At 60.4% G+C, this 21,189-nt stretch carries 18 protein-coding genes; 7 read left to right on the forward strand and 11 right to left on the reverse strand.

Annotated features, from left to right (window positions below; all coding sequences use genetic code 11):
- Window positions 1–116: 116 nt before the first annotated feature.
- The 3 genes from repB to AC1DNK_RS12925 form a co-directional block, all read right to left on the reverse strand.
- Window positions 117–1,163, reverse strand: a complete 1,047-nt coding sequence (gene repB / locus AC1DNK_RS12915; RefSeq protein WP_477941452.1) for a plasmid partitioning protein RepB — start codon at window positions 1,161–1,163, stop codon at window positions 117–119.
- 51 nt (window positions 1,164–1,214) lie between these two features.
- Entirely contained in the window at window positions 1,215–2,429 is a 1,215-nt protein-coding gene (gene repA / locus AC1DNK_RS12920) for a plasmid partitioning protein RepA (RefSeq protein ID WP_477941453.1), read from the reverse strand.
- 487 nt (window positions 2,430–2,916) lie between these two features.
- A complete protein-coding gene (locus AC1DNK_RS12925) occupies window positions 2,917–4,953 on the reverse strand; it encodes an NADH:flavin oxidoreductase (RefSeq protein ID WP_112538250.1) in 2,037 nt (678 codons plus the stop codon).
- 145 nt (window positions 4,954–5,098) lie between these two features.
- Between AC1DNK_RS12925 and AC1DNK_RS12930 the strand changes: the two genes are divergently transcribed.
- Complete coding sequence (locus tag AC1DNK_RS12930) at window positions 5,099–5,728, forward strand: TetR/AcrR family transcriptional regulator (RefSeq protein ID WP_112388789.1); 630 nt, start codon at window positions 5,099–5,101, stop codon at window positions 5,726–5,728.
- A 9-nt stretch (window positions 5,729–5,737) separates the two neighbouring features.
- Here the strand turns inward: AC1DNK_RS12930 and AC1DNK_RS12935 are convergent, their stop codons facing one another.
- Both AC1DNK_RS12935 and AC1DNK_RS12940 read right to left on the reverse strand, forming a co-directional pair.
- Complete coding sequence (locus tag AC1DNK_RS12935) at window positions 5,738–6,172, reverse strand: ProQ/FINO family protein (RefSeq protein WP_477941454.1); 435 nt, start codon at window positions 6,170–6,172, stop codon at window positions 5,738–5,740.
- A 140-nt stretch (window positions 6,173–6,312) separates the two neighbouring features.
- Window positions 6,313–6,516, reverse strand: a complete 204-nt coding sequence (locus tag AC1DNK_RS12940; RefSeq protein WP_112388787.1) for a cold-shock protein — start codon at window positions 6,514–6,516, stop codon at window positions 6,313–6,315.
- A 326-nt stretch (window positions 6,517–6,842) separates the two neighbouring features.
- Between AC1DNK_RS12940 and AC1DNK_RS12945 the strand changes: the two genes are divergently transcribed.
- Window positions 6,843–9,185 (forward strand): methyl-accepting chemotaxis protein, encoded by a 2,343-nt coding sequence (locus tag AC1DNK_RS12945; protein WP_477941456.1) that lies wholly within the window; start codon window positions 6,843–6,845, stop codon window positions 9,183–9,185.
- A 95-nt stretch (window positions 9,186–9,280) separates the two neighbouring features.
- Here the strand turns inward: AC1DNK_RS12945 and AC1DNK_RS12950 are convergent, their stop codons facing one another.
- Entirely contained in the window at window positions 9,281–10,933 is a 1,653-nt protein-coding gene (locus AC1DNK_RS12950; RefSeq protein WP_477941800.1) for an acyltransferase, read from the reverse strand.
- Window positions 10,934–10,952: 19 nt separating this feature from the next.
- Window positions 10,953–12,221 carry an ABC transporter substrate-binding protein gene (locus AC1DNK_RS12955; protein ID WP_477941457.1) on the reverse strand — a complete coding sequence of 423 codons (1,269 nt, stop codon included), beginning with the start codon at window positions 12,219–12,221 and terminating at the stop codon, window positions 10,953–10,955.
- A gap of 161 nt (window positions 12,222–12,382) precedes the next feature.
- Here AC1DNK_RS12955 and AC1DNK_RS12960 point away from each other — a divergent pair, with 161 nt between their 5' ends.
- Window positions 12,383–13,426: a LacI family DNA-binding transcriptional regulator gene (locus AC1DNK_RS12960; RefSeq protein ID WP_112444394.1), complete on the forward strand. Its 1,044-nt coding sequence runs from the start codon at window positions 12,383–12,385 to the stop codon at window positions 13,424–13,426.
- Window positions 13,427–13,635: 209 nt separating this feature from the next.
- Window positions 13,636–14,589, forward strand: a complete 954-nt coding sequence (locus tag AC1DNK_RS12965) for a sulfonate ABC transporter substrate-binding protein (protein ID WP_112514429.1) — start codon at window positions 13,636–13,638, stop codon at window positions 14,587–14,589.
- A gap of 200 nt (window positions 14,590–14,789) precedes the next feature.
- Here the strand turns inward: AC1DNK_RS12965 and AC1DNK_RS12970 are convergent, their stop codons facing one another.
- The 4 genes from AC1DNK_RS12970 to AC1DNK_RS12985 all read right to left on the reverse strand — a co-directional run bounded on the left by AC1DNK_RS12970 (window position 14,790) and on the right by AC1DNK_RS12985 (window position 17,900).
- On the reverse strand, window positions 14,790–15,032 hold the full coding sequence (locus tag AC1DNK_RS12970) for a hypothetical protein (protein WP_112514430.1): 243 nt from the start codon (window positions 15,030–15,032) through the stop codon (window positions 14,790–14,792).
- A gap of 228 nt (window positions 15,033–15,260) precedes the next feature.
- Window positions 15,261–15,722 (reverse strand): helix-turn-helix domain-containing protein, encoded by a 462-nt coding sequence (locus tag AC1DNK_RS12975; protein WP_112514431.1) that lies wholly within the window; start codon window positions 15,720–15,722, stop codon window positions 15,261–15,263.
- Window positions 15,723–15,889: 167 nt separating this feature from the next.
- Window positions 15,890–16,912 (reverse strand): hypothetical protein, encoded by a 1,023-nt coding sequence (locus AC1DNK_RS12980; RefSeq protein WP_477941458.1) that lies wholly within the window; start codon window positions 16,910–16,912, stop codon window positions 15,890–15,892.
- A gap of 1 nt (window position 16,913) precedes the next feature.
- A complete protein-coding gene (locus AC1DNK_RS12985) occupies window positions 16,914–17,900 on the reverse strand; it encodes an aldo/keto reductase (protein WP_477941459.1) in 987 nt (328 codons plus the stop codon).
- Between the two features lie 400 nt (window positions 17,901–18,300).
- Here AC1DNK_RS12985 and AC1DNK_RS12990 point away from each other — a divergent pair, with 400 nt between their 5' ends.
- From AC1DNK_RS12990 to AC1DNK_RS13000, 3 genes are read left to right on the forward strand one after another with little or no spacing between them, the layout of a single operon-like run.
- On the forward strand, window positions 18,301–19,446 hold the full coding sequence (locus tag AC1DNK_RS12990) for an extracellular solute-binding protein (protein WP_112597365.1): 1,146 nt from the start codon (window positions 18,301–18,303) through the stop codon (window positions 19,444–19,446).
- Window positions 19,446–20,336, forward strand: coding sequence for an ABC transporter permease subunit (locus AC1DNK_RS12995; RefSeq protein WP_112514435.1), 891 nt, complete (start codon window positions 19,446–19,448; stop codon window positions 20,334–20,336). Before AC1DNK_RS12990 ends, AC1DNK_RS12995 begins: the two co-directional genes overlap by 1 nt.
- On the forward strand, window positions 20,333–21,163 hold the full coding sequence (locus tag AC1DNK_RS13000; RefSeq protein WP_477941461.1) for an ABC transporter permease: 831 nt from the start codon (window positions 20,333–20,335) through the stop codon (window positions 21,161–21,163). Before AC1DNK_RS12995 ends, AC1DNK_RS13000 begins: the two co-directional genes overlap by 4 nt.
- Window positions 21,164–21,189: the final 26 nt, after the last annotated feature.

Genomic DNA, 21,189 nt, shown 5'->3' on the forward strand with positions numbered 1-21,189 from the left:
CACCAAAAATAGGTGCCGGGGACTCTTGACTATGTGGAGTGGAAATGTGATTCTCTGGGTGTCTAGATCAGAGAGGGCTTCCACTACGGCAACGTTTTGGGGGCCTTTTCTTTTGCTTATTGATCTCCATTCTTCGATGAAATCATGTCCTTCTCGAACGCCTCGTAGAGACGATCCAGATTGTCTGCTATATAGGCGCCGAAGGCCGATGCCTTGGCTGCCTTCAGCGCGATTGTGAACTGTTTGCCGTTATCCTTGATCTTCGCCTTGACCGAACCGTCGCGTCGCTGCCATTGGCTGATGGATGCCGGCTGCGCCTGGTTTTGAGCGGTGGAAACCGGTTTGCCGTTCAGAAACTGCACAAGCATATCGAAACGCACGTCCGGTTCGGCAGCAACGAAATCGGGCGTCTCAACGAAGAGAGTTGCCCGCTCGGCGGAATTTTCTTCTTCGAACTTGACCGAAAGATCGTGCCAGCGGTCGCGGCCGGTGGCGCGCGCAGCGCCGATTGCCGAGAGAACCTCGGCCGGGATGCGGCGGGTGACCGACAGCATCTTGGAGACCGTCGTCTTATCGGCACTCAGCGCCGACATGATGGTCTCGCGGTCGAAACCGAGCGTATCGAGCTTGTCGGCAAACATCGTGCGCTCGATGAAGGAGAGGTCGGCACGCGCCGAGTTTTCCTGACCCTGGGCGATGACGTGGTCACGGTCGTCGAGCTTCTTGACGACGGCGCGAACCGGACGGCCGAGCTCCTTAGCAACGCGCGCACGGCGATGACCGAAGGCGATTTGATACTTGCCATCCTTTTGCGGATGCGGACGCACCAGAATAGGGGAGTCCTGACCGCGCGAGCGGATCGCTTCAAGCAATTCCTGAAACTGCTCGTCGGTTTGAACCAGACGATCGCTTACGAAGGACTCCTCGATGAGAGCGGTATCGAGATCGATAACCGTTTCGCCATGAGCGAGCTTTTCTTCGATATCGCGCGCCGCATCCGCCCTCGCCGCCAACGCGTCGATGCTGCGGGTCACGGCGCCAAGCGCCCCGATTCCCTTGAAGGCAATCTGCTGCTTTTCGGCACCGGAATCGGCTTCGCTATTTACCGCGGTAAACTTCTTGGAATCGTCCATCAGGCCCGAGAGGATATTCTTACGTGCCATATGTCTCCCTCCGGACGGTCGATCGGTTTCCCGTGGTGAAGCCGTGAGTTATCATTTGCGGCCCCAGGCTTTGTGGATGAGATCGGCGATCTCGCCGTTGACTGAATCCATCGCCTCCATTGCGCGGTCATAGGTGGCGCGCGTAAAGGCGCTGCGTTCGACCTCGTAAAGCGTCTGGTTGGTCATGGCCGCATCCGATATCGCTACGCTTCGCAGCATCGGATTGGTCAGAACGTGATTGCGGAACATTGAACGCATGAAGGCCACCATCTGCGTCTGCGGCCCGTCCTGCGGGTCGTAGCGGGTCACCAGATAGCGCAGCCAGTCGAGGTTCATGTTGCCGCCGGCGCCCTTCAGGGTGTTCAGCACCTCGCCGAGCATCTGCAGGAACTGGCACATCGACATGACGTCGAGCATCTGCGGATGAACGGTGATCAGCACCGCGGTCGCGCTGCAGATCGCGCTCATCGTCAGGAAGCCGAGCTGGGGAGGGCAGTCGATGACGACGACGTCGTAATCATCTGATACCGAAGACAGCGCCTCGTCGAGACGGGCAAAGAAGATCCGGCCGTAATCGCTGGTCTTGCCCTGCGCGAGAATGCGCGGCGTGTCGTGCTCGAATTCCATGAGCTCGAGATTGCCGGGGACGAGGTCGAGGTTGGGGAAATTGGTCTTGCGGATGATTTCCTTCAGCGGCCGGCGCTCGTCGTCGTAGCGGATCGCCGCGTAAAGCGTCTCGTTTTCATCGACGTCGAATTCCGGCTGGAAGCCATGGATGGCGGACAGTGAGGCCTGAGGGTCGAGATCGACAGCCAGGACCCGGTGGCCGGTGAGGGCCAGGTGCTGGGCAAGATGGGCTGCGCTCGTGGTCTTGCCGCTGCCGCCCTTGAAGTTGACGACGGCGACGACTTGAAGATGCTCGTTGCCTTTGCGATGCGGAACGTAGCGCGTGCCGCCACGGGCGTTCTGGTCGAGAAACTGGCGCATCTCGTTCATCTGAACGGCGGTGTAGGAACGGCGCCCGGACGAGGTGACCTGGGGGAGGGGGCCTTTGCCCTCCAGCGACAGGTTCCTGAGATAGCCGCTGGTGACGCCGAGAAAGTGCGCAGCCTCCGCCAGCTGGAACTCGCGCAGATCCTTCATGGCCCGCGGCGGAAACATCTCCAGCCGGTGCTGCTTCAGCTTCTCGGACAGTTCCTGCGCCTGAGCGATGATCAGCTGATCGACGTCAGAAATTGCCTTATCAACTGTCGGTGCCATATTCATGGAAATCTCGAAAATGCGATTTAAACACCCTACGGGCTTTGAAAGCGCATTTAGCTCCGATTCTCATTTTCTTGCAAGGCAATTAGGATTAACAGGGAGTTAACCGGATTTCTTCGAGAAGCCTTGAACAGATTGGCGGCTGAAAAGAGCGGTTTTCCGCGCCGGATAAGCCTATGTATAGGCAGCGGAAGCGAACAGCGTTTCTACTTCCGTTCAGGAGAGAACATTAACCATATCACGGCATTAGCCACTGTCGGTTTTGGGTCTCGGAAGCCGCGAATCGAATCGCAATTCGTTTGCCACTGCCTATCTTGAGCCCATTTCGGCTCGCCGATCAACGGTTTACGGACCGATCTGCTGTGAACAATCCGACCGATATGAGCCGCAAAAGCGCTGGTTGCGACAAACGCCCGGCCTTGCCTCAGGCCGGGTGCCGCCTGTCCCTGCTGCGACTCGGGGACGACGCGGCTGCATTCCCGCGCCGGGATCAAAGGCGGCTTGCGATCCGCAAGCCGTCATAGATGGCGGCATGGGTGTTTCGCGCCGCCACTGCATCTCCGATCCGGAACAGCTGGAATTTGCCATCGGCATTGCGGGTGACGGTCTGCGGCTCCCCGGCCAGCAGCTGATCGTGCGATAGCTCTCCGAGATTGCTGGAGAGCGGCTTCAGTTCGAAATAGAGGTCATCAAACGGGATTGTGCCGTGATTGACGACGATCTGGTCGACGATTCGCTGCTTGGAAACGCCGCCGTAATCGCTGCCAACATGCGCCAGCAGTTGATTGCCTGTTCTCTCTGCCTGGTCCAGACGGAAGGTGACGGTGAAGATGACGTCGAGCTTCTGCAGCGTGCGCATATAGGGAACGAGGTTCATCGCCATGACCTCGGGCGCAAAGGACCGATCCGGCGTCATGATCTCGACCTTCGCGCCTGTCCTGGCGATAATCTCCGCCGCCTGCAGACCGGCATGGTCGCCGGCATCGTCATAGATCAGCACATTGGTGCCGGGCTTCACGTCGCCCGAGATGATATCCCAGGCGGAGACAACGAGCTCGTTGCCCTTCGACAGGACATCGGTATGCGGTAGGCCACCGGTGGCGATGATCACAACATCAGGGTTTTCGGCGGCGATAGTGTCAGCCTCGGCCCAGCTGTTGAAATGGAAGGTCACACCCCGTTTCTCGCACTGGCTCATGCGCCAGTCGATGATGCTGATCATTTCCTTGCGGCGTTCGCTTTGTGCCGTCAGGCGGATCTGCCCGCCGGGATTGTTGGCGGCCTCGAAGACGACGACCTCGTGGCCGCGCTCGGCGGCGACGCGCGCCGCCTCGAGCCCGGCCGGGCCGGCACCGACAATGACGATCTTCCGGCGGGCATCCGCCTTTTCCACCACATGCGGCATCGTCTCTTCGCGGCCGGTGGCGGCGTTGTGAATGCAGAAGGCCATGCCGCCCTGGTAGATCCGGTCGAGACAGTAATTGGCGCCGACGCAGGGGCGGATATCCTCCTCCCGCTTCTCGATGATCTTTCGAACGATGTGTGGATCGGTCATGTGCGCCCGAGTCATGCCGACCATATCGACCTTGCCGGAGGCGATGGCGTGGCGGGCGGTTGCGACGTCGGGGATCTTCGCGGCATGGAAGGTCGGAAAATTGGTCGCGGCGCGGATTTCGCCGGCGAAATCCAGATGCGGCGAGTTCGCCATGCCCTGAATGGGGATGACGTCGGTCAGGCCCGGATCGGTGTCGATATGCCCGCGGATGACGTTGAGATAGTCGATCAGCCCGCTGTCGCGCAGCCGTTTCGAAATCTCGATGCCGTCATTGCGATCGGTACCGCCGGGAAGACACTCGTCGGCGGTATAGCGGACGCCGAGGATGAAATCGTCGCCCACTCTTTCTCGCATCGCCCTGAACACGTCGAAACAGAAGCGCATGCGGTTTTCCAGCGAACCGCCATAGGGGCCGTCGAGTTCATTGGTCAGCGGTGAGGCGAACTGATCGATCAGGTGGCCATAGGCTTCCAGCTCGACGCCATCCATGCCGCCCGCCTTCATCCGCTCCGCGGCATCCGCGAAATCCTTGATGATGCGCTCGATATCCCAGTCTTCAAGTTTCTTCGGAAAAGCCCGGTGCGCGGCCTCGCGCTGGTGCGAGGGTGCAAGAACCGGCAGCCAGTCGCCCTTGTCCCAGCGGGTGCGCCGTCCAAGATGGGTCAGCTGGATCATGATCGCGGCACCCTGTTCGTGGACGGCATCGGTCATGTCGCGGATCCACGGGACGATCTCGTCCTTGTAGGCAAGCAGGTTGTTGAAGACGGGAGGACTGTCGCGTGAGACTGCGGCCGAGCCCGCGGTCATCGTCATTGCCACACCACCTTTGGCCCGCTCGACTGTGTAGGCGCGGTACCGCTCCTTCGGCATGCCGTCGTCGGGATAGGCAGGCTCGTGGGAGGTGACGATGATCCGGTTGCGAAGCGTCAGGTGCTTGAGCTTGTAGGGTTGCAGGAGGGGATCGTTCGACATCGCGGTGCTCCAGTGTTCATGACTGGGATCGAAGGTTATCCAGAAATGTACACCTATGTCAATTTAGAAGGCATTGCTGTCTTGCTGACAGACAGCGATGCACAAACCCGTTGTTGCCGCGATGGGAGTTTGGTACCTCTGCGCCATGGAGCGATTACAGAATGATAGCGGCTGGCGGGGCTCGCCGGATGTGTGGCTTGAGGCGGCCTATGCCTCGCTGCTGGAATCGGGCGTCGATAGCGTGCGTATCCTGCCGCTCGCGAAGAAGCTCACGCTGTCGCGCACCAGCTTCTACTGGTTCTTCAAGGATCGCGAGGAGTTGCTCGGCGCGCTGGTCGCCAGATGGCGGGACAAGAATACCGGAAATCTGGTCAGGCGTTCGGAAGCCTATGCGGAAACGGTGGCCGAGGCGATGCTGAACGTTTTCGACTGCTGGATCGATCCTGCACTGTTCGACGCCAAATTCGAGTTCGCCATCCGAAGCTGGGCGCTGCAATCGGCGGAAACGCTTGCGGAAGTGCAGGAAGCCGATCAGCTTCGGATTTCCGCCCTGACGAAAATGCTGCACCGCTTCGGTGAAGACGAAGCCAGGGCCGATGTCCGGGCCCGCACCGTTTATCTGGTGCAGATCGGTTATATCTCCATGCAGTCGCAGGAAGATCTTGCGGTACGCATGAAGCGCATCCCGGAATACGTGGAAATCTTCACTGGCCGGTCGCCGGAAAACCGCGAACTCGACAGATTCTATTCACGCCACGGCTACGTGCCGGGCTGAAAGGGCCCGCTAGTGTCCGGCGCGCGCTTCATCGATGTGTGCCTTGTTGGCCTGCTGTCTTTCGATGCTCGTGCGCATCAGTTGCCGCTTCACGTCGAGAAAGCTTTTCTGCGCCGCAAGGCGGTCTGCAGCGCTGAGCGGTTCGACCGGTCTGCCGTCGATGTCGTGGCGCATCGAATCGGGCTGGGCGCTGGCGAAATAATAGCGCTTGGAGAAAATGTGGAACGCCGTCGCCCGGCGCAGGCTGCTCACGCCATGCTCCGGCTTCAGCAGCGCCTTGATCTCGTTGAAGAGGCCGACCGCGAAGGGCAGGATGGGGTCACCGGGATTTTCGGGCAGAATTCCAATCGAACGGGTCAGCATGGCGTTGATCGCCCGGGCTTTCTCGACATCCGCTTCGGTTGCCGCAAGCGGTCCGCGGCTGACAGTCCAGGCTTTGCGCATGATTTACTCCACATGGCTTCCATACGTTGCCATTGTGAAAAAACCGCGACATCCGCTGATGTTCCCGTGACGGAGACCTGATCATCAGCATCGAATGAAGGCCCAGCCGGCACAGGCGTGCGGCTGGGCCTTGCAAAATATTAGAGAACTGCGACGTTTTCGGCCTTGGACTTGCCGGTCTTGCGGTCCTGTCCGACTTCGAAGCTCACCTTGTCGCCTTCGCGAAGCGAGCCGCCGCGCTGCAGAGCAGACACGTGCACGAATACGTCAGCGCCACCGCTTTCCGGGGTAATGAAGCCAAAGCCCTTGTCATCGTTGAAGAATTTTACAGTACCAGTAGCCATCAGAGTTCCTTTTACTTCTCTTAGCCGTTTTCAATCGCCGCCGGAGCCTATCGCTCGCGCGCCGGCTTATCAACGGTTTACGCCTTTTTACAGGGTGTAGTTCTTTCGCAGAAGAACGGCGTTTGGTCCAGCAATCGTTTTGCGATCGGCATCGCAAAAGCAATTTTGACGCCAAAGGCGCCTCGTGACGCCCGTCTGATTGCTTTCCAAGATATCTGTCAATCAAACATTCCTTAATCATGAATAGCTAAAATTGTAAGTCTAAAGCCAAGAATATCGGCGGCGGGTTCAACGTAAAACAATCATGACGGGAACGAGTTATTAATATGCTCTTCAAAACAACGACAGGTCGTAATCTATTCTCGATTGGCGCTTGCGGCGTCGTTGCCGTTATTGCCGCATCCGGCGTCCTTTTCTTCAGATCCTACACGGAAATACGCACAGAAAGCATGGATCAGATGCGCCAGATCGCCCGGTCCGAGGCGATTGCTGTCGAGCGCGATATTGGCGGTACCGTCCATATCGTCGATAGCCTGGATGCCGTTTTGCAGACTTTGAAGCAGACCGGCGATGCCGATCGCACCAAGGCCGACACGATTCTCTTGAACATGCTGCAGGCCAATCCGGCAATCCTGGCGACCTGGACCGGCTGGGAGCCGGATGCCTTCGACGGCAAGGACAAGGATTTCGCCAACAAGGAAGGTTATGACCAGACCGGCCGCTATGTGCCCTACTGGGTTCGCAGCGGCACGCAGATCACCCATACCGCATTGACCGACTATGCGACGCCGGGTCCGGGCGATTATTATCAGGTTCCATTCACGACGCGCAAGACTACCGTCGTCGAGCCCTATCCCTACACGATCGATGGCAAGGAAGTGCTGATGACCTCGGTCACCAAACCGATCATCATCGACGGAAAGCCGGCGGGCGTCGCAGGGCTCGATCTTTCGCTTCAGGATACCAGCAAGGCGCTGTCACAGATCCAGCCAATGGGGACAGGCTTTATCGGGCTCGTCAGCGGCGGCGGTAAGATTGTCAGCCATCCGAATATTGCATTGATCGGAAAGAGCCTCAGCCAGGCAGGCGATGAGACGGCCGGATGGGACGGCCTGATTGCCAAACCCGGTGCCGAGCAGCAGCTGATGGCGAGCGATGGCACTGCTTCTCTGGCGGTCGCCGTTCCCGTCAAGCTCGGCGAGGGGCCGGACTGGTATGCGGTGATATCCGTACCGAAGGCAACGCTTTTTGCCGAGCTGAATGCAATGATCCGCGATGCGCTGATCTCGACCGGCGTTGCCGCCTTGATGCTCGGCCTCGCCGGCTGGCTGATCGCACGCCGTTTTATCGGCCGGATCTCCAACGTGATTTCCGAGACGGCCGAGATCGCCGCCGGCAAGCTCGACGTGCAGATCAAGGACGCCGGTTCGAAGGATGAGATCGGCGATCTCTCCCGCTCGCTGAGCCGACTGCTGGAGAGCAATCGACAGAAGTCCGATCTTGAAAATCAGGCTGCTGCCACGCATGCGCAGCAGGAGAAGGAGCGGGCAGAGCGCGCACGGCTGAACACGGCGCAGGAAGCCGACGTCAAATTCGCCGTCGGCGAGCTGGCGCGCGGACTTTCCAGGCTTGCAGAAGGCGACATGACGACGGTGCTCGAGCAGCCCTTCACCGCTGCTCTCGATGAGACCCGCGTCAATTTCAACGACTCGATCGTCAAGCTTCGCTCGGCGATGGTCTCCTTCTCGCAGAATGCCAATGTGATCCAGAGCGGCGCCGGCGAGGTTCGCTCCGCCGCCGATGATCTGGCGCGGCGCACGGAGCAGCAGGCAGCGTCCGTCGAGGAAACCGCAGCAGCGCTCGAACAGATCACCACTTCCGTCAAGGATTCGACCGTCCGTGCCGAGGAGGCCGGATCGATGGTCGCTCGCACCAAGGGCGATGCCGAGCGCTCGGGCGAGATCGTCCGGCGCGCTGTCGATGCCATGCATGCGATCGAGCAATCGTCGCGGTCGATCTCCAATATCATCGGCGTCATTGACGACATCGCCTTCCAGACCAATCTGCTGGCTCTCAACGCCGGCGTCGAAGCAGCAAGGGCAGGGGAGGCCGGCAAGGGCTTCGCGGTCGTCGCGCAGGAGGTTCGCGAGCTTGCCCAGCGCTCGGCTGGTGCCGCCAAAGAAATCAAGACGCTGATCGTCTCCTCGGGATCGCAGGTCAAGACTGGCGTTGATTTGGTCACCGAGACCGGCAACGCGCTATCGGCCATCGTCGGTCAGGTGCAGCAGATCGACCAGAATGTCGACGCGATCGTCAAGTCCGCGAGGGAGCAGTCAACGGGCCTTCAGGAGATCAATACCGCGGTGAACCAGATGGACCAGGCAACGCAAAAGAATGCCGCCATGGTCGAAGAATCCAATGCCGCCTGCCACACACTGGCGACCGAAGTCGCGGCGCTGGCGGAACGTCTTGCGCAGTTCAAGCTGGACGACGGCGCTAACGGAAACCGGCCTTACGACGTCTCGGGCAATACCCATAGAACGGCAAACGGCAGCAGGCTTCACGCGGTCGCCTCGCCGGCACGCACGCTCTCGACAAAGCTCGCCGTTGCCTTCGGCGGGTCGGGCGGGACGACGCATTCGGCCAGCAACGACTGGAAAGAGTTCTAACGCTCGGCTGCGGCGGCAGCGAGAGTGACGGAAGGGCCGCAGCGATGGATTTCGTTGCGGCCTTTTCCGTTCTGCGGGCGCGGTCGGAGTTCTCGCTATAAACCGAGACCGACGGCGGCCGTGCGATGGACGCCCTTTGGCAAAAAGGAGAATGCGTTCGCCAGGCCAAGATACTGGGCTGCCAGATGAACGACCGACAGCCACATTTCGGTTCCCTGCAGGCTGGCCGGGCTGCCATCGGCAAAGGCGAAACCTTCGCCGTCCTGCCAGCGGTCCACCGCTCTGGCGATGATCTTCCTGGCGATGTCTTCGGCGTCGCCACGCCGGTAGTCACTCTGGTGCGCGATGAGCAGGAGAGGATGGATCGTATCGAGAAGATTGCACGCGGTGTATTTGGAGCCGGTGAAGCCCTGATGGTTCCGGTAGTTCAGCAGCACCGTTTCAAACGCTTCATGCGGCTTCGGTAGGGGCACGCCGAATTGTGCATAGGTTCCACGCGTCAGGCGGTAGAAGCCGTTGACAGGCTGTAGCCAGCCTTCCGCCGCCGTCGGTTCGCCCCATACACCTGTCGCCACGTTGACATGCCGCGTCAGCCATTCGAACAGCGCTTGGCGTGGCTGGTCCACGTTGAAATATCTCGCGTTGAAATACATGGCGGTACCGATCGCATCGATGACGCTGCCCGCGCTCCAGGCTGCGGTTTTCCAGGGCAATCCCAGGAGCCAGCGATCGAGTTCGGCGGGATCGATCTGCACGGCCTGGATTGCCTGCTGCGGATGGGAGCCCAGGACTTCGAGTGCGTAGCCTGCGGAGAGCACATTATAGAGCGCTTTCGGATCCCGTCGCAGTGCGGTGCCGGTGAAGTGTGTCCCAGCTTCCGGGAAAAGACCGGTCTCACGGTCCTGAAGGCTCCGGAGCCGCTCGATGGTCTCCGCCACATTCAGTCCGGGCGGCAGTTCGCCGAAGCCTGCAGCAATCTCGATCGCATCGCAGAGATGGCGGGCAGCCGGGCGGGCGACGCCATCAGCTTCAAGTGACAGATAGGCGTCGGCAGTTTTCCAGCGCTGAAGGATCTCCGGCCACTGATCCCGCGCCTTCTGTCCAAGCGCCTGAAGATTGCCCTCGATGCTACCGGGCCGGGATGACCGGGGCGGCTGGCCTCTCATGCGGATGACCCGCGCCGGTACGCCGCCGGCGATCGCCATCGGCGGAATTTCGCCGGAAACGACAGCACCCGCCGCAATGACCGCCCCGCTGCCGATGACGGCGCCGTCAAGCACGACGGCATTGGCGCCGATCCAGACGTCGTCTCCGATGGTGATGCCAGTCGTGGTCACCTTCTGCCGGTGGATCGGCACGCCGGGATCGTCGAAACCGTGATTAAAGCCGACGATCGACGCATGCGATGCGATCCGCACGCCATTGCCGCAGGTCACCTTTCCGGAGACGCAGGCGAAGGGGTTGATGGTGCAGTCATCGCCAAGCACGACTGCACCGCGGACCAGCGCATGCCCCGCGATCCATGACCGCTCGCCCATCTTCAGGCTTTCAGTGAAGACCGCCGCGTGCTCGGCGATGTAGGACGTATCGGCGAATTCCGCGCCGCAGGACTCCTGCAGCGCAGTCTTTCGTTCGATATGGTCAGGATGGTCGAGGTCGGCAGCGGCACGCTCCCACGGCAGGAACTGCAGTCTGCGCGCTTCCTTGTGCTCGTCCAACGGCTGCTGCGGACTATTGCGCTGATCCATCATGCTTCCCCGGTGCTGCTCATCCGCCGAATATGCGCTTGCCTTCCGACATGAGTTGCTTGCCAGCGTCGGATGGCGTTATCTGCTCGAAGGCGACGCTGTCGGCAGTCGCAGTCAAAACCTGCTGCGAGAACTCGGCAGCGCCGATCGGGATTGCAGGCGGATAGGGGCCGACCCTATCCTTCAACGAGACGATGTAATCGATCGTCTGCTTCGAAACCTTGTCGCCGGTGGCAGCGACGTCGCCCTGGATCTTCGCATTCACGGGAACGCCGCGTTCGGTTCCAAGAGCATGCCCGGCATTGGTGTCGTTGACGAAGAAGTTGATGAACTTCGCAGCCGTCTCCGGCGACTTCGACCAGGGCGATATCGACCATAGCGTCGAGGGCCGGTAAAACAACCCCGAGGGACCGGACGCCTCCTGCACCGGCAGCGAGCCGATCGACATTTCCGATTTTGCCAATGCACCGTAACCGGCAAGCTGATTGGAATAGGCAAATGCCATCACGGCATTGCCGCTGGCGATCGGGTTGGTTTCGATATTGCCCTTGTCGAGGGCCTGAATATCGGCGGTCACGCAACCGCCAGCCTTCGCCAGCTGATCCCAGTAATCGAACCACTCGATCGCGTCGGCTTCCTGGAAGCCCAGCTGTCCGTCCTGCGTGAACAGTGTCTTGCCGCGCTGGCGCAGCCAGACTTCGAAGACGAAGCTGTATCTCGCGCCGTTGCCGACGGCAAAGAGGCTTGCGGAACCAGCGGCCTTCTTGAAGTCGGTGCAGATCGTCTTGAACTGCTCCCAGGTCGTGGACGCCGCCGGCACCGGAACTCCGGCTTTCTCCAGCGCTGCCTTGTCGACGATCAGGGCCGCGGCGTTGAGCGATGTCGGAATGCCGGTCAATTTTCCATCGACCGTGCCGAGATCGAGTGCGCCGGGGGCGAAATCCGTCGATTTGATGATGCTGTCGCGAAACGGCGTGAGATCCAGCGTCGCGCCGCGGCGGGAATAGTCGGCAAAGGTGACCGGCTCAAGCGCGAAGACATCGGGCACATTGCGGCCCGCGACCATGGTGCTCAGTTTCACCCAATAGTCGGATGTGGCGACCTGCCCGGTAAATTTTGCGCCAGGCGCGGCGGCTTCGAACTGCTTGATGACCTCGCCAGTCCGTTTTGCCCGGTCCGGGTTGCCCCACCAGAACACTCTCAGCGATTCGTCCGCGGCGAGTGCCGCGGGAATGTCGATCATGGCGGCGGCAATTGCACTTGCGATGAATTCTCGACGTCTCAGCATCTTCCCCTCCCAGGTCAATGCCGCCCGCTTGATGCGGCGACTGTGCAACGATAAACGAAAAAATAGATCGGGAAAGAAAAATTTCGTTGATGGAGAAAATTTCTCGAACAGTGGCGAGGTTGAACCGGGCGTGCTAGTCAAGGTCCGAGGAGAATCCCTGGATGACACGCAGATCACGTATCTCTGATATTGCCGAAGCCGCAGGCGTTTCAATTGCCTCGGTGTCGAAGGCGCTGAACAACCGGTCAGGGGTCGGGATCGAGAGCCGGGAGCGGATCCTGGAGGCGGCTGCGCGTCTCGATTATCGCCACAAGACGACGGAGTTAACGGAAGCCTTTCCATCCGGTCTGGCGGTTGTGACCACAGCGGCACTTTATCTGAATTCGAAATTCTATGAGGGCGTCATTCAGGGTGCGCTCGATGCCGCAAGGGAGGGCGGCGTCGATGCCAAGGTCCATCTGCTCACGCCGGATATCGAAACCGGCAGCGTCAACGTCGAAAATCTGCTCGGTGCAGACGGCGCCTGTCTGCTTCTCGTCGGTCTCGACCATCCTGTCCTGATCGAGCAGGTGGCCAGAAGTCATGCGCCGGCGGTGATCGTCAACGGCATCGACCGGACGATGCGGCTTTCCTGCGTGCTGCCCGACAACAGATCCGCCGGCTGGCTGGCGACCACAAGGCTGCTGTCGGAAGGCCATACTGAAATCGTGCATGTAAGCCGGCTGTTCCGGACGTCGCTCAAGGAACGCTTCGATGGCTTTCGCGATGCCATGCAGGAGGCCGGAATTGCCATTGACCCCGACAGGCACCTGTTTGACCTGACGGCTGCGGGGATCCTCGAGCCTGATCTCTCGAATGCCCTGATAGACGCGATGCAGAAGGGCCGGTTCGCCAAGGCGACGGCATTCGTCTGCAGCAACGACATCATGGCGCTCGGCGTCATCGATGCCTTGCGCGCCCGAGGCAACATCCTCCCGCGTGATTATTCGGTGATCGGCATGGACGATATCTCGATCGCGCAGCACAGCACCCCGGCACTGACGACGCTTCGCATCGAGCGCGAAGAGCTCGGCCGCGTCGGCTGGGATATGCTGAAGGAGAGAGCGCTGAATGCCGAGGCGCGGGTGCGCCGCGTCGGCATGTCGGTCCGGCTGATCGAACGGGGAACCGTTGGCCCGCCGCGCCACTATCTTCGTGCGCAATAGACGCTGCGCGGGTCGCCGTCTGGCGATGAAAATGCGCCCGTATCACTTGGATACCAGGCGGTTGAACGCTCTTTCGAGCACCCATTTTGCGAATGACGCAAAAATCAAAAATGGAATCCTTGGACTGCTCCGAAAACAGCACGATTAGTCTAGTAAAGCTGTAGACATAATTTAATTTTGGCCCAACCAATTCAACGGAGGGGCTCACTATGAAAATCTCGAGACGCGCATTTACCGTGGCCATGGCCGGCGCAATCGCCGCTCCCCTGGTCGGGGTTCGGACCGCTATTGCAGCCGACAAGGTCGTTCGCATCGGCTACCAGAAATACGGCACCCTGGTGCTGCTCAAGGGCAAGGGTATCCTGGAGAAGAAGTTCGAGACGATCGGCTATTCGGTCGAATGGACTGAATTCCCAGGTGGCCCGCAGCTTCTCGAGGCGCTGAACGCCGGAGCCGTCGATTTCGGCTCGACCGGCGAGACGCCGCCGATCTTCGCACAGGCGGCCAATGCGCCGCTCGTCTATATCGCACACGAGCCGCCGGCCCCGCGCGGCGAAGCGATCCTCGTTCCCAAGGATAGCCCGATCAAGTCGGTTGCCGATCTGAAGGGCAAGAAGGTCGCCTTCAACAAGGGCTCGAATGTTCACTATCTGCTCGTTAAGGCGCTCGAAGAAGCGGGCCTGACCTATGCCGACGTCGAGCCGTCCTTCCTCGCTCCGGCCGATGGCCGCGCCGCTTTCGAAAAGGGCGCCGTCGATGCCTGGGTTATCTGGGATCCCTTCCAGGCGGCGGCAGAGATCGCGATCGAAGCGCGAGAGCTCAGAAACGGCGAGGGTATCGTCCCGAACCATCAGTTCTATCTCGGGACCAAAACTCTGGTCGATGGCCACAGCGCGGCTATCGATGTGGTCATCGAAGCGATTTCCGAAATCGACGACTGGACCAAATCCGGCGTTGCGGCAGCAGCTGCCGAACTGTCGCCGTCCGTGGGTATTCCGGAACCGGTCCTCGTCCGCGCGCTGGAACGTCAGTCCTATGGCGTGAAGAGCCTGGATGCTTCTGTCGTCGCTCAGCAGCAGGCGATCGCCGACACCTTCTACGAGCTCAAGCTCATTCCGAAGAAGGTCACGATCGCCGACGCGGTGCGCGGCGGCAAGGCCTGACGGCTCATGAAAGCATGTGTGGCCTCAGCCGGTGGAGTTCTCCGGCATCATCGGCTGAAGGCAAATCGGACTATCGCGATCATCACCGCGAGCATCGCTACCGGCAGGCTGCGCGCAGCTTGCTGTAACGTTTAAGCAGTTGAAGCAAGCATGCGAGCGATCATCTTGCCCCGGTTTTCCGGAGCAAGAAAATGGCTCTGTCAGTGGCGGACGGCGAAAGCCGCTTCGAGCCGCTGCCCTTCCTCGGCGATCGCGGGCGCTGCGCTGCCCTGCAGATCCTGAAGCAGGGCATTCAGCGCCATATCCAGGCAATGGGCCGGGAATTCTGCATTGAGCTCCCTGGCATTCTCACGCGCGAAGGCAATCAGTCTCGCAAGCGAGGCCAGCTCCTTCAGCTGTTCTTCGCTCTTCGCGTTCCTGATGTCGATGACCGCATCTTCCATTGATACACCCCATGAGATCGTTGCCGCTGCAAACGGCCACATGACGAGGCTAGTTGAACTTCCCGCAGGACGCGCGTGACACAAGCGTGACACACGTCTAGGCGTCGGAATACGCTTCGGAATTCAACCTGGAATCCGGATGCAACCATTCGGATCATAGGCTGCGGAAATCAAAAGGCGCGGTCCGGATGGCCGCGCCTCGATGTGCTCGTTTTGCTGGATCAGCGATTAGCCGTTCAGCGGGACGCTGGAATCCGAAGCGCCCGTGTCGGCGGCAACCTCGCGGTGGCCTTCGGCCTGTGCCATCGCCTTGACGAGCGAAACGATCTTTTCGCGGATCTGCGGATCGTTGATCTTCAGAAAGGCGCGGTTGAGAGCGAGGCCCTCTTTGGAGCGGAGGAATTCTGAAACCGGATCAGCCTTCTGCGGCATCTCCAGGCCTTCGAGCGTCAGCGGCTGGTTGTCGTCCTGCTGGAAGAAATAGCTCGGCTGTGCCGACAAAACTTCGGCGATCTTTTGCAGGCGGCTGGCGCCGATGCGGTTCATGCCTTTTTCATACTTCTGGACCTGCTGGAACGTCACGCCGATCTGATCGGCCAACCTTTCCTGGCTAAGGCCGAGAAGGAGCCGGCGCATTCTTACTCGGGAGCCGACATAGACGTCGATTGCATTCGGGGCCTTGGCGTTCATTTCTTTTTTCCGTTTACCGCGAGGGTCGATTGGCGTCCTTGCGGAGGACCGATCAATAGGGGGGCGCGAATAGATAGTGTATGAGCAGAGTGAAAAATTCAATCGCTACTTCTGGGGATGGACCATTCGCCGCTACGCGCTTGTGTATATAGTACCAATGGGTGGCACTAGCCCCCGTCTGAAGCGCATTCGCTGCTTTTGAGCCAGGCCTCGATCGCTTCGGCAGCAGGGCTTCCAAGACTCAAGAGATCGCAGAGGACGATCAGTGGATTGGCAAGAGCGAGCCCGTGGGCGCGCCTGGCGTGGAGCCAGCTGGCGGCATCCGCCGAAATCACGATCGCGAGATTGCCGGGCGCTTTGACCGGCGCGGCCCTGAGATGGGCGAGCAGGTCGGCGATGTCGACCGACGGCGAAAGCCTGATCTGCAACTCCGGCACATCGCTGCGCCTGCCGAGATAATAAATCGCAGCGAAGCGCCCGGTAATCGCATAGCCGATATCATGAGTCCGGCAGAATCCATCGAGCCGCTGCGGCAGAGATGTGAGGGCATCGGCGGGAACGGCGTAGTGTTGCCAGCGCGGGCTTGACGCCGTTGCCGTTGTTTTCACCGTATCGATGATCGCCTGCGAATTATCGACGGCGTAGCGGTGGCTGCGGCCACGGGCCTGCGGAACGAGCCAGCCCAGCTGCACGGCATCGGAAATGGCGCTGCGCGCCGCGGTCGCCGAAACGCCGGCGGCAGCGCCGAGTTTCGACGCTTCGAAGCTTTCGTTTCGCAGATGCCAAAGGGCGCAGAGAAGGCTGAGCTTCCGGCTTCCGAAACCCTGAATTTTCCGGTCTGCCATGTCCGCTGGAGGGCCGCCCGGTACAATCTCGTTGCTGCCTTCACGCAGGATGGCCCATCCCGCATCCTGTAACACCGCAGCAAGCGGAGATGCGGCAAGCGCGGTGACCAGAACAGGCGTCGCATCCACCCGCGCAAGCGCCGTGGCAACGCGCCGGGCTTTCGCTTTGAGCGCCGGCCAGTCGGTGATCGCCGCCTGGGTCTCGCGCACGAAGAACAGCCTGATCCGCCGGCCGGATATCTCCAGTTCGGGAAAGCCAGCAGCCGACGTCAGGTCGGCTTTCGTCGACGACAGGATCGTCTCCAATTCGCCGATGGGTGCGATCGCCGGCCGCGGAGGCATCATCTCACTGCGTATCGCCGGGGAGCGGCGCTGCCGGATCGATCAGCCCCTGATCGCGCAGATCCGACCACAGGCCCGCCGGGATCGGCCATGCGAGATAGTCGAGATTCTGTTCGAGTTCTGCGACCGAACGGGCGCCGGGTATGACGCTGACAACAAGCTTGTGGGCCAGCGGAAACTGAAGAGCGGCAGCGGCAAGCGGCACCTTATGTCTTTCGCAGACGGAGCTCAGCCGGGCAACGCGATCCAGAACCTCCTGCGGCGCATTGCGCGTATTGAAGGTCGCGCCGTTGACGGCGCCGGTTGCCAGAATTCCCGAATTGTAGGGGCCGCCAATGACGAGCTTCGTGCCCTTGCGCTCGCAGGCGGGAAACAGTGTTGCCAGCGGCTCCTGTTCCAGAAGCGTGTAACGGCCGGCCAGCAGGAAGTAGTCGAACTGACCCGCCTCGACGAAATCGGACAGCATCTGCCACTGGTTGATGCCGACGCCGATCGCCTTGATGACACCCTGCGATCTGAGCTCGTCGAGTGCCGGATAGGCGCCGTCCATCGCTTCCTTGAAGCGGCTGCGGGCGCGCGGATCCTCACCCTTGGCGAAGTGGATCGCCTCGTCCGGATCGTGGATCGCCAGCATGTCGATGTAATCAGTGCCGAGGCGCTTCAGTGAGCCCTCGATCGACCGGAAGACGGCATCGCGCGAATAGTCGAAATCGGCGCGAAAAGGCGGCGCCTCGTCCCACAGAACAGGTTTGACCTCGCTGTCGGGGATCGGCACCAGATCGTATCCGACTTTGGACGAGATGACGATTTCGCTCCGCGGCAGCGTGCGGATCGCTTCGCCAAGCCGGGTCTCCGCCAGGCCGAAGCCATAGACCGGTGCCGTATCGAAATAGCGCAAGCCCTTCTCGAAAGCAGCGTGAACGGTGTCAAGCGCCACTTGCGGGTCGGTCGCGCGGTACATATTGCCAAGGCCGGTTCCGCCCAGGCCCATGACTGTAACCTCAGGCCCATTCCCATTGACGCTTCTCTTCTCCAGTTTTGGCATTGATTTTCCTGACACTTCTTCGCTCGATCGTCTGATGTGATGCGGGGCTTCGCGCCTTCCTGCGTTACCTCGCCATCACATATTGCATATAATTTGTCGTACAACAATGTAACCGGACGAATGAAATCTTGCGGGTGAATTGGGATAGCGCGGCAACGCTTGGTTTGCCGGTCATTGATGGTGATGTCGCGATATTATCGGCAACTCAGCCGGGAGCGGGACGCTCTCAGGTCAAAAAATGCACAGGCGTGCAAAAAGTGGGTTTTTGTCATTGGGGTGTCATCCACCACGGATAGCTAGGCTTTCGAAGGCCTCTCGGAATGAGGCCCAGGAAGAGGAGAAGGTCATGAACAGACGCGAATTTCTAGTCACTTCGTCGGCGGTGGCGGGCCTTCTGGCGATGCCGCGCTTTGCGTTTGCAGCTGGAGAGACGATTGATCTCTACAGTGGCTCTGACGCCAACATTATCGATTTCTGGAGCAACATCGTCGTTCCGGCGTTTTCGAAGGCCCATCCGGAGCTGGCCATCAAGGTCACCGACGCCGGCGACAACACCGGTCTGCGCGCCATCGCCGATCGCGGTCTCGCCGCGCTGAAGACCAAGACCGATCCGCAGGCAGACATTTTCGAACATTTCGACCCACGCCTTCCGGCAGGCGGCATCGACGCCGGTCTCTGGGTGAAGTTCTCGGCCGAGAACATCGAAGGCTTCGACCACGTCAACCCGCTGAGCGTCGATAGCGAATACTCGCTTCCCTATCGCGGCTCGCAGGTTCTGCTGGCCTACGACACCACGAAGCTCGACCCGAAGAACGCGCCGAAGACCTGGGAACAGTTGACGGCCTGGATCAAGGCCAACCCCGGCCAGTTCATCTACAACCGTCCCGACAAGGGCGGTTCTGGCGGTAACTTCGTCCGCCGCGCCATTCATGAAGCCAATGGCCGCGACCCCAGCAAGTTCACCGTCGACAACTTCACCGCCGACTACGCCAACCAGACGCTGACTCCGGCCTGGAAGCTTCTCACTGACCTCGCTCCCTCGCTCTACGAAAAGGGTGCCTACACCGCTGGCAACACGCAGTCGATCCAGCTGCTCGCACAGGGTGTCGTCACCATGACCCCTGTCTGGTCGGATCAGATTCTGCAGGCAATCTCGCAGGGCGTGCTGCCCGAGACGACCGGCCTCGTCCAGCTAAGCGATCTCGCGCTCTGCGGTGGTTTCTCGCGCATGACTGTCTTCTCGAACGGCGCCCACAAGGATGCCGCTCTCAAGCTCGCCTCGTTCCTGCTCAGCAAGGAAATCCAGGAATCCATCATCACCGAGATCGGTGGCTTCCCGGGCGTCTCCTGGGATCACATTTCGGACGACCTTCGCAAGAAGTATGCCGACGTCATCCCGAAGACCATTCCGACCTTCCCGAGTGGTGATTGGGAAACCAACATCAACGACGGCTGGTACCGCAATGTAGCGCCGAACATCAGCCGTACCTGATGCGCAGACGGATACCGGTAAATTCGCCGGCGCGTGAGCGCGCGCCGGCCAAGAGTGCCTCGGCGGGGCTGCTTCTGGTCGCCCTGCCGATTCTCCTGCTCGGCTGGCTTATCGTCTATCCGATCATATCGGCCGTCATGGGTACGATCTTTGTGCGCCGGGCGGATGGAACTTCGCAGTTCTCGCTGGCTTCCTACCAGTTCTTCTTCACCGACAGCTACAGCCTTGCCAATCTCTGGGTAACGCTCTGGACGACCTTTGTCTGCGGCGTGCTGCTTGTCGTCATCGGATTGCCGATTGCGCTTTATCTTCGCTTTTCCCAGGGCCGCCTTGCCGGCTATGTGCAGGGGCTTGCAATCTTCCCGATGTTCGTGCCGTCGATCATTCTTTCCTACGCGCTGATCCGCACCATCGGCCCGAATGGTACCGTCGATATCCTGCTCAACGCTGTCGGTCTGCCGAAGCTGCCATCGCCCTATCTGACACCCTGGGGGCCGGTGATCGGCCTCGTCTGGGACAACCTGCCGCTGACCGTGCTGATGTTGACGGCCGGGCTCAGCAGCATCTCGAAAAGCTCGATCGAGGCCGCGCGTGATGTCGGCGCCAAGCCCTTGCGCGTCTTCATCTCGATCATCATGCCGCGCATGGGCAACTCCCTGCTGGTGACCGCATCTTTCGCCGTTCTCGGCATCTTCTCGTCCTTTACGCTGCCTTATGTTCTCGGCCCCGCTTCGCCCGAGATGATGGGGCCGTTCATGCAGCGCACCTTCTCCGACATGAACGATCCGCTGAACGCACTGACGCAGGCGGTTATTTCCTTCGCCTTCTGCCTGGTCTTCGGGATCTTCTACGTTCGCTCGATCGCCAGGAACCGGGAGGGCCGCCGATGACGCCGGTTGAAAACACCGCTTCACGCGCCAGGATCGATTGGACCGGGATCTGCTTCGCAGTCCTTCTGACGCTGTTCATCGCATTGCCGCTGGTCGTTGTCGGCACCTGGGCCTTTACCGAGGTCTGGCGCTATCCCTCCGTCATTCCGCAGCAGTTCGGCCTGCGCTTCTGGCATCAGACGCTGTCGCGTGCCGATGTCTGGGATGCGCTGACGCTGAGCCTGCGGCTGACGGCAACCGTCACCATCCTTTCGGCGATCATCTGCCTTCCGGCGGCCTATGCCTTTGCGCGGATGAAATTTCCGGGCCGCAACATCCTCTTCCTGTCCTTCCTCGCATCGCATGCCTTTCCGAAATTTGGCCTGCTGGTGGCGATCGCCGGCATCTTCCTGCAATTGGGGCTCATCAGCACCTTCTGGGGTGTCGTGCTGATCCAGCTCGTCGGCACACTGATGCTGATGATCTGGATTCCGGTCGCGGCCTTTCAGAATGTCGATCGCCGCATGGAAGAGGCGGCGCGGGACGCAGGTGCGGCACCACTGCGCGTCTTCTGGTCGATCACCCTGCCGCAGGCCGGGCCGACGATCGCCGCCGCCCTGCTTTTGATCTTCGTCGGCACCTTCTACGAAACCGAAGGCGCCTGGCTGATCGGCGCCCCCGAAATCCGCACCATGCCGGTGCTGATGATCACCTTCATCAACAATCAGATCGTCGTTCAGTACGGCGCTGTGCTTTCGGTGATGCTGTGGGTGCCGTCTTTCATCGCCTTGATGTTTGCCCGCCGCGTCATCGGCACGGGTGCATTCGCCCGGGGCTTCGGTGCATAATATGGTCGGGTTCCGCCCCAAGAGAG

It is taken from the genome of Rhizobium sp. 01N424, assembly GCF_056399485.1.